The sequence below is a fragment of the Gemmatimonadaceae bacterium genome (assembly GCA_019752115.1).
Taxonomy (GTDB): Bacteria; Gemmatimonadota; Gemmatimonadetes; order Gemmatimonadales; family Gemmatimonadaceae; genus Gemmatimonas.
The window spans coordinates 41,075-56,269 of sequence record JAIEMN010000026.1; the positions used below are offsets into that span (position 1 = coordinate 41,075).

Sequence of the window (15,195 nt, forward strand, 5' to 3'; positions counted from 1 at the left end):
GCCGGGCCTGCTACAACTCTACCGCTGGAGCCGCCGAGCGCGAGACTGCAGAAAATTCCTGCGTGACGTTCCGTGGCGCCGTCATGGCCGCCGGATTGAGAATGGCGTCCAACTGCTCCCGGGTGAGGAGCCCACGTTCCAAAACCAGATCAAAGACGCCCCGTCCACTCGCGAGCGCCGTTCGGGCAATGTCGGTCGCTTCTTGATAGCCAATCACCGGCACCAGGGCTGTCACGATGCCGATCGAGTGCTCCACGAAGTGACGCATGCGGTCGGCGTTGGCTGTGATACCGGTCACACAGCGCTCGCGCAGCACGGCACAGGCGTTCCGAAGCATGTCGATGCTCCGGAGCAGCCGGTACGCGATAACCGGCTCGAAGGCGTTGAGCTGCAGCTGCCCCGCCTCGGCGGCCATCGTGACGGTGACGTCCCCGCCGATGACATCGAAGCAGACCTGATTCACCACTTCGGGAATGACCGGGTTCACCTTCCCCGGCATGATCGACGAGCCGGGCTGCATCGCCGGCAGATTGATCTCGCCGAAGCCGGCGCGCGGTCCCGACGAAAGTAGTCGGAGATCGTTGCAGATCTTGGAGAGCTTGGTGGCCGTGCGCTTGAGGACGCCGGAGAGCTGCACGAACCCGCCGGTGTCGCTCGTGGCCTCGACCAGATCGGGCGCGGTCACGACCGGTACTTCGGCGATCTCCGCGAGCTTCTTGCAGGCGAGCTCAGCGTAGCCCGGCGGGGCATTGATGCCGGTCCCGATCGCGGTGGCGCCCAGATTGATCTCGCGGATGAGCCCCTGTGCTTCGGCCACCCGATCGACATCCTCACGGAGCGTGTGCGCAAACGCCATGAACTCCTGGCCGAGCGTCATGGGCACGGCATCCTGCATCTGCGTGCGCCCCATCTTGAGCAGCGGCGCGAACTCGGTGCCCTTCACTTCGAAGGCATCGGCAAGGCGCGCCAGCTCGCGGCGATACACGCTCAGGCTCTTGTGGAGCGCGATGCGCACGGCCGTGGGATACACGTCGTTGGTGCTCTGCGACAGGTTCACATGATCGTTGGGGCCGATCACGTCGTAGGTGCCGCGCGGCTGATTGAGCAGCTCGAGGGCGCGGTTCGCGATCACCTCGTTGGCGTTCATGTTGGTGGACGTGCCGGCACCGCCCTGAATGACATCCACCAGGAAATGCTCGTGATGCCGGCCGGCGCGGATTTCGCGCGCGGCGCGCACGATCACATCGGTCTTTTCGGCATCGAGGAGTCCGCATTCCTGGTTCGTCAGCGCCGCGGCTTCCTTCACGCACGCCAGCGATTCGATGAGCACCGGGAACTCGCGCAGCGGGATGCCGGTGATCGGGAAGTTCTCGAGGGCGCGCAGCGTCTGCACGCCGTAGAGCGCTTCGTAGGGGACCTCGCGGTCGCCCAGGAGGTCGTGTTCGACGCGCGTGCGATGGCCGCCGAAGCCGAGCGTGCGGCCACGCCCCACGAGCGTGGCGTCGGCGCGCTTGAGCCGGGCGGAGATGGAGCGGGCGGCACGCCCCACGAGCACGGCATAGAGCTGCGGCGCCTCGCGCGTGATGTCATCGAGCTGCTGCTTGCTCATGAGCATCGCCACGCCGGGCATGATGGCCCGCGCGGTGGTGCCGTGCACGGTGTCGTCGAGCAGCAGCCCTTCGCCGACGGCCTCGCCGGGCCCGAGGGTCACGAGGCGCGTGGTGCGGCCATCGCCCGACTTTTCGATCGCGACGGCGCCGGTGATCAGGATGGCGAGCCGCTGCCGTTCGTCGCCTTCCACGAAGATGGTTTCGTCAACGGCGAGCGTGTGCGGGGTGACGTGGCGGGAGAGCTTCCAGAGGTGCGCGTCGGTGAGCCCATCGAGGAACGAGGTCGCGCGCAGCAGATCGGCGATTTCGGCCGGAGTGGTCATGGCGGGGAGAAACAGGTGGGAACAGCGTGTTCGGATATCTGACGGATGACGTCAGTCAGCGCCACACGGGTCTGGGTACCCGGCTGCGGCCATTCGGTGCGCGGCCTTTCGATGCGGGCCAATCGGTGCGGGCCAATCCGTGCGGGCCAATCGGTGCGGGCCGTCGGGGCGACCGCGGCCTCCGAGCGCCAGTCTCCGGGGTTCGGCAACGCCTCGGCTTCGCCGTTGGCGTTCCGAAGCCCGGAGACCTGGCGCTCGGATTCCGCGGCCGCCCCGACAGCTGGCCGGGTGGTGCGCGAGGGCGGCCCCGCGTGGCGGCGTGTGTCGCGGAGGCGCCGGGTGTCCCGGCTTCGGAACGCCGACGGCGCAGCCAAGGCGTTGCCGAACCCGGGATCACCGGCGTCTCCGCGACATGCGCCGCCACGCGCCCGCGCAGGTGCCCGCCACGCGCGCGCACCAACGCCCACCCTCGTGCGCGCCCGCTGGCCAAACGGACGCGAGCGGCGGACATTCAGGCGTCCTCAACCCGAACCCATGCCACTGTCTCGTCGCGACTTCATTGAGCGCTCTTCGGCGCTGGCCGCGGCCGGCTTCCTGCCGCGCCTCCCCGATCACCTGTTCGACCCCGCCGGCGAACCGCTGGAGCCCCCCGGTACGACCCCCGGCTTCCGGGCGCGGCCCTGCGTGGTGTCGTCGGCGAACGGCATCCGGGGAGTGAAGGTCGCCTACGACAAGATCATGGCCGGCGAGGATCCGCTCGATGCCGCGATTGCCGGCGTCAACATTCAGGAGCTCGACCCCGACGATCAATCGGTGGGGCTTGGCGGCTTCCCGAATGAAGAGGGGGTCGTGCAGCTCGATGCGTCGTGCATGCACGGGCCGACCAAGCGGGCCGGTTCGGTGGCGGCGATCGAAGACATCGCCACGCCCTCGCTCGTGGCCAAGGCGGTCATGGACTACACCGACCACGTCATGATCGTCGGCGCCGGCGCCAAGAAGTTCGCCAAGGCGATGGGCTTCAAGGAGACGAATCTCCTCACCGAAAAGACCCGCCAGGACTGGATGCGCTGGAAGGCACGGCTCAATCCGAACGACTTCTGGCTCGACCACGACGAGGACATCAAGATCAAGTTCTCGACGGGGACGATCAACATGAACGCGGTGGACGCCAAGGGTGACCTGGGCTCGGTGACGACGACCAGCGGCATGGCGTGGAAGATCCCGGGGCGCATCGGCGACTCGCCGATCTGCGGGGCGGGGCAGTACTGCGACAACCTCGTGGGCGCGGCGGGGAGCACGGGGCGCGGCGAGGCGAATATCAAGGCCTGCTCGTCGTTCCTGATCGTCGAGTTCATGCGCCAGGGGATGGGGCCGCAGGAGGCCTGCCTCAAGGTGCTCGAGCGCGTCGTGGCCACGACCGAGGCGCGGCTCTTGAATGCGCAGGGGCGGCCGAAGTTCGATCTCGAGTTCTACGCCATCACCAAGGACGGTCGCTTCGGCGGGGCCACCATGTTCTCGGGCGGCCGCTTCGCCGTCTGCGACTCGGCTGGCGCACGCCTCGTGGACGCGGCCTACCTGTACAAGCGGTGACCTGAGAGGTCGTGCCGGGGGGGCGCCGGCCCGCGTCTCGCCCGCGCACTGGTCTCCGGGGTTGGGAAACGCCGCCGGCTGCGCCTTGGCGTTCCCAAGCCCGGAGACCCAGCGCGCAGCCGAGACACGGGCCGGCGCCCCGGGCTGCGCTCGGGCGCCGCGGGACTGCGGTCGGCGACGCGCCCTTTGGGCGCTCGCCTGGGGAGCGGGGCGCGCGGCGATGGCCGACGTGCTTGAGGGTGGCCCTGCCTGCGCTGGGGTCTGAACAGCGGGTACGCGGGGGTGCCTGGGGGTGTGGCGACGGTGTGTCGTCCGAGCGCTGGGTGTCCGGGCTTGGGAGCGCGGCGCGCAGCGCCCGCGCTTCCCAACCCCGGATCACCAGCGTTCGGACGACACGCCGCCGCCACACCCACGCGCCAAACTCCAAGCCCACGCAAGCGGCAAAACGAAGGCAACGGGCGATTAAGTTAGAGGGATGTCCGAGACCGAACTCCCGACTCCGTATACGCCCGCGACCGTCGAGCCCAAGTGGCAGGCCGCGTGGGACGCCCGTGGCACCAATGCCGCCAAGCTCGATGATCCCGCGCGGCCGTTCTATGCGCTGATGATGTTCCCGTATCCGAGCGCCGAAGGGCTGCATGTCGGGAACCTCTTTGCCTTTACGGGCAGCGACATCTCCGCGCGCTACCACCGGCTCATCGGACACGACGTCTTCCAGCCGCTCGGCTTCGACGCGTTCGGGATTCACTCGGAGAACTACGCGCTCAAGATCGGCGCGCATCCGATGGAGCTCACGCCCAAGAACGTTGCGAACTTCACGCGACAGCTCTCGCGCGCCGGCTTCATGGTGGACTGGCGGCAGAAGGTCGACACGTCGCGCCCCGACTACTACAAGTGGACGCAGTGGGTCTTCCTGCAGCTCCACAAGCAGGGGCTCGCGTACAAGAAGGCCGCGGCGGTGAACTGGTGCCCCACCGACAAGACCGTGCTGGCCAACGAGCAGGTCGAGAACGGGCTGTGCGAGCGGTGCGGCACGGCGGTGGAGCAGCGCTTCCTCGAGCAGTGGTTCTTCCGTATCAGCGCCTACGCCGAGCGGCTGCTCAACAATCTCGATTGGCTCGACTGGTCGGCGATCACCAAGCAGGCGCAGCGCAACTGGATTGGCCGCTCGGAAGGCGCCGAGCTGACGTTCGACATTCAGGGGCACAGCGACCGCGTCACCGTGTTCACGACGCGCGCCGATACGATCTTTGGCGCCACGTACCTGGTGCTGGCGCCCGAGCATCCGCTGGTGGCGTCGCTGACCACGGATGCACAGCGCGATGCCGTCGCGGCGTATGTCGAGAGCACGAAGAAGCAGGATCTCGTGTCGCGAAAGAGCACGCGCGAGAAGACCGGTGTCTTTACCGGCGCCTACGCGGTGAACCCGGCGACCAAGCAGCCCATTCCGATCTGGATTGCCGACTACGTCCTCATGGAGTACGGCACCGGCGCCATCATGGCCGTGCCGGGGCACGACGAGCGCGACTTCGAGTTCGCGCAGGTGTTCCACCTGCCCATCGTACGCGTCGTGGCGGCGCCCGACCAGCAGGCCGATACGCCGCTGGGCGATGCCGCCTTTACCGATGACGAAGACGGCCGCCTGGTGAACTCCGCGCAGTTCGACGGACTCGCGGTGCAGGACGGCAAGCGCACGGTGACCGCGTGGCTCGCCGAGCAGGGGCATGGCAAGGCGGTGGTGAACTATCGCCTGCATGACTGGTGCATCTCGCGGCAGCGCTACTGGGGGCCGCCGATCCCGATCATCTACTGCGACAGCTGCGGTGCGGTGCCGGTGCCGGAGCAGGACCTGCCGGTCGAGCTGCCGAACATCCCCGACTTCAAGCCCGACGACTCCGGCATCTCGCCGCTCGCGCGTCACGAGGAGTGGTATCGCGTGCCGTGCCCCACGTGCGGCAAGTCGGCGCGTCGCGAAACCGATGTGAGCGACACGTTCCTCGACAGCGCGTGGTACTTCCTGCGCTATCCGAGCGCGACGCGCAGTGATGTACCGTTTGATGCCGCGCGCACGAAGACATGGCTGCCGGTGAATTCGTACATCGGTGGCAATGAGCATGCGGTGCTGCATCTGCTCTACTCGCGCTTCATCACGATGGTGATGAAGGACGCGGGGCACATCGACTTCGAGGAGCCGTTCACGCGCTTCCGCGCGCATGGCATGATCATTCGCGAAGGCGCGAAGATGTCGAAGTCCAAGGGCAACGTCATCAATCCCGACCAGTACATGGAGGAGTGGGGGGCCGACGCCTTCCGCATGTACCTCATGTTCCTCGGGCCGTACGAGGAAGGTGGTGACTTCCGCGATCAGGGGATCAGTGGCGTGCGTCGCTTCCTCGACCGCCTGTGGGCGTCGGTGCGCGATGCCACGACGGAGGGCGCGCCCGATCCCGACGTGATGCGCAAGCTGCACCGCACCATCAAGAAGGTCGGCGAAGATACGGCGAACCTGGGCTACAACACGGCCATCGCGGCCATGATGGAGTACATGAACGCCGTGCGTCGCGGTGAGCGCGTCCCACACCGCGCCGAAGTCGAGCCGCTCGTGCCCATGGTCGCGCCCTATGCGCCCCATCTGGCCGAGGAGTGCTGGGAAACGCTCGGCCACACCGCCAGTGTCTTCGACGCCGGCTGGCCGAGCTACGATCCGGCCATGCTCGTGGACGACGAAGTGGACATTGTGGTGCAGGTGAACGGGAAGGTGCGCGGCAAGGTGCGCGCGGCCGCCGATGCCACGCAGGAGGCGGTGCTGGCGCTGGCGCTGGCCGACGCCGCGATTGCGAAGTTCGTGACAGATACGCCAAAGAAGGTCATCTTCGTCCCGAAGCGTTTGCTCAATATCGTGGTGTAATCACCGCACACTCCCCCCAATGGGAATGACATGAACCTGCTGCTGGCCATCGCGCTCGTCAGTCTGACGCTGCAGTTTGCGACGACGGCGGTGGTGTTGACCCTGGGCTCGACGCCGCGATGGCGTCGGGTCCGGTGGTTCGCGGCGGTGTCGTTTACCGCGGCGTGTTACGCCTTGGTGGACCTGCTCGCGTCGTCGGTGCTGCGCGAGGGCTCGTACATCTGGGCCACCCGGGCCAATCTGTTCAACGGCACGCTGAACGCCGTGAGCTGGTTGGTCTACTCGCACGTGGGCGAAGACGGCACGTGGGCGTCGCTGCCGCGCTGGGTGCAGCGGTGGGCCATCGGTGGCGTGGTCGCCGCCGCGTTTCTGGCGGCCACGGGCATCTTCGTGGTGAAGCCCGAACCCATGATCCTCGAGCTTCCGCGCTTTGGCATCACCTACCAAAGCGGTGAGCTGACGACGTTCGGCAGCGTGGTCACGATCGTCCCGTTCGTGTTCTTCCTCTTGAGCGTGGCCGGTTATTGGCGCCGCTGGCGCGAAGGCGAGCCGGGATCCGGTGGCATTCTGATCGGTTTTGCACTGCTCTTCGCCGCGGTGGCGGAGGAGATCGCCGTGGCGGCAGGGTGGATCGAGTTCGTCTACCTCGCCGATATCGGGTATGTCTGTGCCGTGGCGCCGGTCACGATTCAGTTGCTCCGGCGCTTTCGCGACGACGCCCTCGAACTCGATACGCTCTCGCAGCAGCTGGCCAGTGAAGTCGATCGCCGCACCGAAGAGCGCGATGCGGCGCGCGTGGCGATGGTGGAGCAGCAGCGCCTCGCCGCGCTCGGTCGTCTCGCCGCCGGTGTCGGGCACGAGATCAACAACCCGCTCCAGTACTTGCGCTTCAATCTCGACGAATTGCAGGCGCAGTTCGCGCCCGCGCCCGAGAGCGAGGCGGGCGCCGCGCTGGCCCATGCGTACGACGGCGTGGAGCGCATCCGCCAAGTGGTGGAAGGGCTGCGTACCTACGCACGCCCGAGTGATGCCGATCGGGCCGTGCTGGATGTCCGCGATCTGGTGAATGCGGCGCTCCGCGTGGCCGCCCCGCAGCTCCGCCAGGGGGTGGCCGTCGAAACGCGATTCGGGAAGGCGCCGCTGGTGCGTGGCAACGAAGGGCGGCTGGTGCAGGTGATTCTCAATCCGTTGGTGAACGGGGCGCAGGCCATGTTGCAGGCCTACGCGAGCGGCAACACGCGCGGCCATACGCGACTCATCGTGAGTACGCGCACCACCCTCGAGGGCGACGCCGAGATCGAGATTCTCGACGAAGGCCCGGGCTTTCCGTCGGCGGTGCGTACCCGCCTGGGGGAACCCTACGTCACGACGCGCGCGGAGCACGGCGGAACCGGGCTCGGGCTGTTTGTCTCCCGCGGCATCGTGGAGGCGCATGGCGGGTCGATGCACTTTGCGAATCGCGCCACCGGCGGCGCGATGGTGCGAATCATGTTGCCTGCCGCGCGTGATGTGGATGCCGGCGGCCTGCCTTCCGCTGTACCGCCCAGCGCTGGTGCAACCCCGGGCGATGCCCCGCGCGACCCGGCGGCCGCTGCGCCGCGCGTGTTGCTGGTGGAAGACGATCCGGCCGCGCTGCGTGCGCTCGTGCGCGGGTTGCAGGCCGAAGGGTTCACCGTGCACGGTGCCGGTGGCGCCGAGGAGGCGCTCGCGTGGCTGGCGTCGGAACCGGTGGATCTGGTGATCACGGACCTCATGATGCCCGGTGTCTCCGGCCCCGAGTTCGCGCGGCGCCTCGCGACCGCGCATCCGGCGCTGCGGGAGCGACTGGTGGTGCTCACCGGGGGCGCCTCGAGTGCGGAAGCGGAGGCCTTTGTGGCCGACCCCACCCTGCTCGTGCTCGAGAAGCCCATTCGCCGCGACGAGCTCGCGCGGCAGATCCGCGCGCGCCTGCCCCGCCCCTGAGCGAGGCCGAGGAAACCCTTCGCCGGTGGTGGCGTGTCCGACGGGACAACGAACCACCTGCTGCGAGGATTTCCATGGTGCTCTTTCCGTTGCGGGCATACGCCCGCCCAATCTCTGCTGGACTCGTGCTGTCCGCGGTCGCCGCGTCCGCGCTGGTGACCCCGTGCCGCGCCGTGGCGCAGGACGCCACCGCGCGCATTCGCCTGGCGCCGCAGATCGCCGTCCGCCGCATGGCGCCACCGGGCGATCGTGCCGTGCTCGGCATTCTCATGGCCACCGGCTCGCGCGCGGACACCGCTGGTGTGCGCGTCGAAGAGGTGGACGCGAACGGTCCCGCCGCCAAAGCGGGGCTCAAGGCCGGTGACGTCATCACCGAGATCAATGGGACGTCGCTCCGGTTGAGCCGCGAAGACGCCGAGGATCTCGCCGTGGGCGGCCTGGCTCAGCGCCGTCTGCAGCGCGCGCTCGGCACCGTGAAGCCGGGTGACGAGATCACGCTGCTCGTGCGCTCGGGCACGACCGCGCCGCGCAAGCTTGCGGTGAAGACCATCTCGCAGGCGGAGCTGGATCGGGCCGTGGCGGCGCGGGCTCCGGGTGAACCTCTGGTGATGGAGCGCCGCGCCGGCGAGCGTCAGGCGGACGAGCGCGGGAGCGCCGAACGCGGTATGGTGGGGCTGACGGTGGGCGCGGCGGGCAATGCGCGCGACACGCTCGGGCTGTTCATCAGCAGCGTGGTCACCGGCGGACCCGCCGAGAAGGCCGGGATCGTGGAAGGCGAACGGGTGGCGGCGGTGAACGGCGTGGACGTGCGCGTCGCGCGCGAGGATGTGGACGATGCGCCCGCGGTGTCGGCGCGCGTCAACCGCTTTGTGCGCGAGGTGCAGCAGGCGGCCCCGGGCAAGACGCTGACGCTGCGCGTCTATGGCAATGGCCGCTATCGGGACGTCGCCGTCACGGCGGCCAAGGCGAGCGACCTGCCGCGCACCGGCTTCAGCATCTCCGTGGGCGATGGCGCGATGCAGATCCTGACCCCGCGGGCCCCGTCGGCGCCCCGGGCGCCGCAGCCGCCGCGGGTGTTCGAGTTCGATCGCGATGGCGACATCGGGCGGCTGCGCTTCGACGGCCAGGAGATGCGGATCGACCTCGACCGGCTGCGCGACAGCATCGAGGAGATGCGCCGGGGGATCGAACGGGGGCTGGAGCGCGGCCTGGAGGGCGGGCTCAGGAGTTTTGACCTGCGGGAGGTGCCGGCGAGGGGGCGGAGGGTGGTGGTAATTCTGTAGTATGGAAAGGGGAATGGTAGTCTGACCTCTTGGAGGTCGGACGTGAGTGGTGAGGAACCCCTCAGGGGTCAGGGGGGAGGGATACAGGGGGGAGGCATCAGGACTGCCGTGGGGGCAGTCCTGATGCCTTCCCCCTGATGTTCTTCCGCCTGACGCCTGAGGGGTTGCTCACATCTCATCCCTCACACGGTTCGTCCCACCTGTACCAACGCTGGGCCATTCGCAGGCGTACAATCAGACGTAGCTTCCAAGGTTTCACCCCTCTCGGACGCCCCCTCCGCCCGCCGTGGCGCGTGGGGTGTCTTTTTCGCCCCGCCGTTCGCCAAGCGAATGCCAGTCAACCAGTTGCCGATGCGCCGCGCGCACCGGCTCACGATACAGTCCGCGGTCGCCGGTGCCTCGCTCACGCTCCTCACGCTCGGTGCGTGCAAGGAGCCGCCGCGCCCGCAGCGTCCCCCCGCCGTCGTCACCGTCAAGCCGGCCGCGAAAGGCCCGCTGCCGTACGTCGTGCTCGCGAACGGGCAGGTCGAAGCCAACAAGACCGTTGCGGTGCAGTCGCTCGTCTCCGGGCAGATCACCAAGGTCAACTTCAGCGAAGGCGACGAGGTCAAGCAGGGGCAGGTGCTCTTCCAGATCGACCCGCGTCCCTTCCAGGCGACGCTCGATCAGCAGCTCGGCACCCTCGCTCGCGATGAAGCCAACCTCGCCCGCTCCCGCGCCGACTCGGCGCGCTTCGCCGGGCTCGCAAAGGATGGCTACATCACCAAGCAGCAGCTCGATCAGGCGTTCGCCGAAGCGTCCGCGCTCGGCGCGACGGTGGCGGCCGACAAGGCGCTCATCAGCCGCGCGCGCTTCGATCTCGAGAACACCACGGTGCGCGCGCCCATCGCCGGTCGCACGGGGCAGATCAACTTCCGCCTCGGTGCGCTGGTGCGCGCGTCCACCGATCAGCTGGTCACGATCAACGAGCTGCGTCCGGTGCTGGTGCGCTTCCCGGTGCAGGAGCGCGACTTCGAAGAACTCCGCAAGCGCGCCGGGGTGGACAAGCCGTTGCCGGTCAAGATCACGCGCAACGGCGACACGGTGAACGTCATCACCGCGACGCTCGCGTTCGTGGACAACCAGATCGATCGCGCGAGTGGCTCGGTGCTGCTCAAGGCGCGAGTGCCGAATGAAGATCGGGCGCTTTGGCCCGGGCAGTTCGTGAACGTCGCGCTGGAACTCGCCGTGGAGCAGGATGCGATCACGCTGCCGTCCGAGGCCGTGATTCAGTCGGGGACGAACACGTTCGTGTACCTCATGCAGGACGGCACCGCCGTGCGGACGCCGGTGAAGGTCGGCCGCCAGTTCGGCGAGATGGTGAAGATCGACAGCGGCCTGGTGGGCGGCGAGTCGGTCATCGTGGAAGGACAGCAGAAGCTGCGCGACGGCGCGAAGGTGCAGCTGCGTTCGGCCGTGGCCGGTGGTGGCCGCGGTGGACGGGGCGGGCGCGGTGGGCGTGGCGGGCGGAATGGGGCGGGTGGGTCGGCGGCGGCGGGGCCGGGTGCCGTGGACAGCGGGAAGACGGACGGCGGGAAGAGCGGAAGCCCGAACGGCGGAAGCCCGAACGGCGGGAGCTCGAACGGCGGGAGCTCGAACGGCGGAAGCTCGAACGGCGGGAGCTCGAACGGCGGGAATGCTGGTGGGCGGTCGGGTGGGCGTCGCGGAGGGGGGACTCCATGAGTGATGTGGTGAAGCCGGGCGCCGAGGCGGAGTCCGGCGTCAATCTCAGCGAGATCTGGATTCGTCGGCCGGTCATGACCACGCTGGTCATGATCGGCATTCTCGTGTTCGGTTTCGTGGCCTACCGCAGTCTGGCGGTGAGCGACCTGCCCACGATCGACTATCCCACGATCACGGTGTCGGCCGGTCTGCCGGGCGCGAGTCCGGAAGTCATGGCCACGTCGGTGGCGACGCCGCTCGAGCAGCAGTTCTCCACGATCTCCGGCATCGACAACATCACGTCGTCGAGCTCGCAGGGGAGCACGAACGTCACCATCCAGTTCAATCTGGACCGTGACATCGACAAGGCCGCGGCCGACGTGCAGTCGGCGATCTCCAAGACGCTGCGCCAGCTGCCGCAGGGGATCAATCCGCCGTCGTACAACAAGGCGAACGCGGCCGACACGCCGATCATGATGTATTCGCTCAACTCCGACGTGCTCTCGCGCACGGAGCTGAACGAATTTGCCGAAACCTTCATCGGGCAGCGCCTCAGCACCGTCAGCGGTGTCGCGCAGGTGCAGGTGTTCGGGTCGGCCAAGTTCGCGGTGCGCGTTCAGCTCGATCCGGCGGCGCTCCAGCAGCGCGGCATCGGCATCGACGAAGTGCAGCAGGCCATCAATCAGGGCAACTCCAATCAGCCGGCTGGCGTGCTCATGGGCGCCAACCAGTCGTTCACGCTGCAGGCGAGTGGCCAGCTCAAGAACGCGGCGGAATTCCGTCAGCTCGTGGTGGCCTACCGCAACGGCAGCCCGGTGCGTCTCGGCGACCTGGGGAACGTCTTCGACGGCCTGCAGCAGATGCGCGGCATGTCGGAGCTCAACGGTCGGTCGAACATCTCGCTGTCGATCATCCGGCAGCCCGGCGTGAACACCGTGGCCACCGCGAATGGCGTGAAGGCCGAGATGGAAAAGCTGCTCCCGCAGCTGCCGCCCAGTGTGCAGGTCGAAACGATCTTCGATCGCTCGGTCAGCATCCAGCACTCGGTGGAGGATGTGCAGTTCACGCTGCTCCTCACCGTCGCGCTCGTCGTGCTGGTGATCTTCCTGTTCCTGCGGAATGCCCGCGCCACCATCATCCCGTCGCTCGCGCTGCCGTTCTCGATCGTCGGCACGTTCTGCGTGATGTGGATGCTGGATTACTCGCTCGACAATCTGTCGCTCATGGCGCTCACGCTGGCCGTGGGCTTCGTGGTGGACGACGCGATCGTGATGCTCGAGAACATCGTGCGTCACATGGAAATGGGGAAGAAGCCGCTACAGGCGGCGCTCGACGGCTCCAAGGAGATCAGCTTCACGATTCTCTCCATGACGCTGTCGCTGGTGGCGGTGTTCATCCCGCTGCTGTTCATGCCGGGATTGGTCGGGCGCCTCTTCCGCGAGTTCGCGGTGACGATCGGCGTGTCGATCCTGGTGTCGGGCTTCGTCTCGCTGACGCTCACGCCGATGCTGGCCGCGCGCTTCCTCAAGGGCGGGGAAGGCCACGCCCACGATGAGGGGACAGGCTCGTGGCGCTCGGTGGAGCGGCTCTATCAGGCCTCCGAGCGCGGCTATGTGCGCTCGCTCGGCTGGGTCATGCGGCACCGTGGCCTCACCATGACCTTCAGCGCCTTCATGGCCGTGCTGACGGTCGCGCTGTTCATGTACATCCCCAAGGGCTTCATTCCGTCGGAAGACACCGGTCGCCTCCAGGGCTCGGTGGAAGGCCCCGAAGGCATTGGTTACGACGCGCTGGCCGCCAAGGTGCGCGAGGTGGGCAAGATCATTCAGGCGAACCCGAACGTGGAGTTCGCGCTGATGTCGGTGGGTGGCGGTGGTGGATTTGGCGGCAATAACTCCGGCCGCATCCAGATCACCCTCAAGGACAGCAAGAAGTTCAAGCGCCCGCACGTCGATCAGATCATGCGCGAGCTCACGCGCGCGACCTCGCAGGTGCCGGGCGTGCAGGTGTTCTTCCGCAATCCGCCGCCGATCAACATCGGTGGCCGTCGCGGCAACAGCGCCTACTCGGTCTCACTGCAGGGCGCCGATATCGCGGAACTCTATACCTCCGCACGCGCCCTCGAACAGCGCATGCGCGAGCTGCCGGAGCTCGAAAACATCTCGAGCGATCTGCAGGTCGGCAATCCGCAGGTGGCGGTCACGATCGATCGCGAACGCGCGTCCGCCCTTGGTGTCACCGCCGCGCAGCTCGAGGCCGCGCTCTACAACTCGTATGGGCAGCGGCAGGTCTCCACGATCTACACGCAGACGAACCAGTACCAGGTCATTCTGGAGCTCCTGCCGGAGTTCCAGAAGGATCCGGCGGCCCTAAGCCAGCTGTACGTGCGCTCCAATACGGGGCAGCTGGTGAACCTCGGCTCCGTCGCCACCTTCACGAAGGGCGTCGGCCCGCAGTCGGTGCAGCACAACGGGCAGCAGCCGGCCGTGTCGATCTCGTTCAACACGCGCCCCAACGTGGCCCTCGGCTCGGCGGTTGACGCGGTGCAGCGTGAAGCGGCCAACGTGCTCCCCAGCGGCGTCACGGCGGTGCTGAGTGGTGATACGCAGGCCTTCGCGCAGGCACAGAGTGGCCTGCTCGCGCTGCTGGTCGTCGCGATCTTCGTGATCTACATGGTGCTCGGCATCCTGTACGAAAGCTTCATTCACCCGATCACGATTCTCTCGGGTTTGCCGTTCGCGGCGGTGGGCGCGCTCATCACGCTCATGCTCTTCGGCAAGGACCTGAGCGTGTACGCCTACGTCGGCGTGATCATGCTCATCGGCCTCGTGAAGAAGAACGCGATCATGATGATCGACTTCGCCGTGGAAGCCGAGCGCAAGGACGGCATGGCGCCGGCCGACGCGATCGTGGAAGCGGCGCGCGTGCGCTTCCGCCCGATCATGATGACCACGATGGCCGCGCTCATGGGGACGCTCCCCATCGCGGTCGGCTACGGCGCCGGTGGCGAATCCCGCCAGCCCCTCGGCCTCGCGGTGGTGGGTGGTCTCGCGTTCTCGCAGCTCATCACGCTCTACGTGACGCCGGTCGTGTACACGCTGCTCGATCGCCTGGCGAACCGGAAGCGCGACCGCGCCGCCGCCAAGGCGACGTCTGCGGTTGGTGGGATGGAGCCGGTGCCGGTCGCGGGTGATTAAAGGCAGTAACCCAAAACCCACGACCAAAAGCCCGAAACCCTGAACTGATCAGTTCAGGGTTTCGCGTTCTTGGTCGTGGGTCGTGGGTTCGCTAGGACTGCGACACCGGCCCCAGCGCCTTCGCGATCGCCTCGTACAACTGCTCGGGCGTGAACGGCTTCTGCAAGTACCCATCAATCGGCTGGCTGCCGATCAGTTTGCGCGCGTCTTTCCAATCGTGGCCGCTGATGGCGATGATCGGTTGCTTGCTATTGAGTGCGCGGACGGCCGTGAGAAACGCCGCACCGTCCATGTGGGGCATGGAGAGATCCACGAGCATCAGCGTGAACATGGTCGGGTTCGCGACATAGAGCGCGAGGCCATCGCTGCCATGCTCCGCTTCGACCACGCGGAAGCCACGGCGTCGCAACAGCACCGAGGTCACGGCGCGTACGCCTTCCTCGTCGTCGACCAGCAGGACGGTGCCGCTGTCAACCGCAGCGACGCCCCCGGCGGGAGATTGGCGGGTGCCAAGTGCAGCACCCGGGAATGCATTGGTCATGGTACTCCATCGGTACCCTTCAGTACGTCCCGGTCGCTCAGGCGAACCGGACGTGGTCGGGGCCCGACATCGAGCCCCGC

At 67.5% G+C, this 15,195-nt stretch carries 8 protein-coding genes; 6 read left to right on the top strand and 2 right to left on the bottom strand.

The genetic code is table 11. From position 1 onward, the window contains the following. Positions 1–10: 10 nt before the first annotated feature. Positions 11–1,933: an aspartate ammonia-lyase gene (locus K2R93_14200; GenBank protein MBY0490991.1), complete on the bottom strand. Its 1,923-nt coding sequence runs from the start codon at positions 1,931–1,933 to the stop codon at positions 11–13. Between the two features lie 534 nt (positions 1,934–2,467). Between K2R93_14200 and K2R93_14205 the strand changes: the two genes are divergently transcribed. The 6 genes from K2R93_14205 to K2R93_14230 all read left to right on the top strand — a co-directional run bounded on the left by K2R93_14205 (position 2,468) and on the right by K2R93_14230 (position 14,574). Further along, positions 2,468–3,523, top strand: coding sequence for a N(4)-(beta-N-acetylglucosaminyl)-L-asparaginase (locus K2R93_14205; protein MBY0490992.1), 1,056 nt, complete (start codon positions 2,468–2,470; stop codon positions 3,521–3,523). 475 nt (positions 3,524–3,998) lie between these two features. Next, the gene (gene leuS / locus K2R93_14210; GenBank protein MBY0490993.1) at positions 3,999–6,431 is read left to right on the top strand and encodes a leucine--tRNA ligase; all 2,433 of its coding nucleotides are present in this window, start codon (positions 3,999–4,001) and stop codon (positions 6,429–6,431) included. Between the two features lie 30 nt (positions 6,432–6,461). Continuing rightward, a complete protein-coding gene (locus K2R93_14215) occupies positions 6,462–8,393 on the top strand; it encodes a response regulator (protein MBY0490994.1) in 1,932 nt (643 codons plus the stop codon). A 125-nt stretch (positions 8,394–8,518) separates the two neighbouring features. Beyond that, a complete protein-coding gene (locus K2R93_14220; protein MBY0490995.1) occupies positions 8,519–9,676 on the top strand; it encodes a PDZ domain-containing protein in 1,158 nt (385 codons plus the stop codon). Positions 9,677–10,027: 351 nt separating this feature from the next. Beyond that, complete coding sequence (locus K2R93_14225; protein ID MBY0490996.1) at positions 10,028–11,398, top strand: efflux RND transporter periplasmic adaptor subunit; 1,371 nt, start codon at positions 10,028–10,030, stop codon at positions 11,396–11,398. Further along, complete coding sequence (locus K2R93_14230; GenBank protein ID MBY0490997.1) at positions 11,395–14,574, top strand: efflux RND transporter permease subunit; 3,180 nt, start codon at positions 11,395–11,397, stop codon at positions 14,572–14,574. The genes K2R93_14225 and K2R93_14230 overlap by 4 nt, the downstream gene beginning before the upstream one ends. Before the next feature lie 91 nt (positions 14,575–14,665). Here the strand turns inward: K2R93_14230 and K2R93_14235 are convergent, their stop codons facing one another. Next, positions 14,666–15,115, bottom strand: a complete 450-nt coding sequence (locus K2R93_14235) for a response regulator (GenBank protein ID MBY0490998.1) — start codon at positions 15,113–15,115, stop codon at positions 14,666–14,668. Positions 15,116–15,195 lie beyond the last annotated feature (80 nt).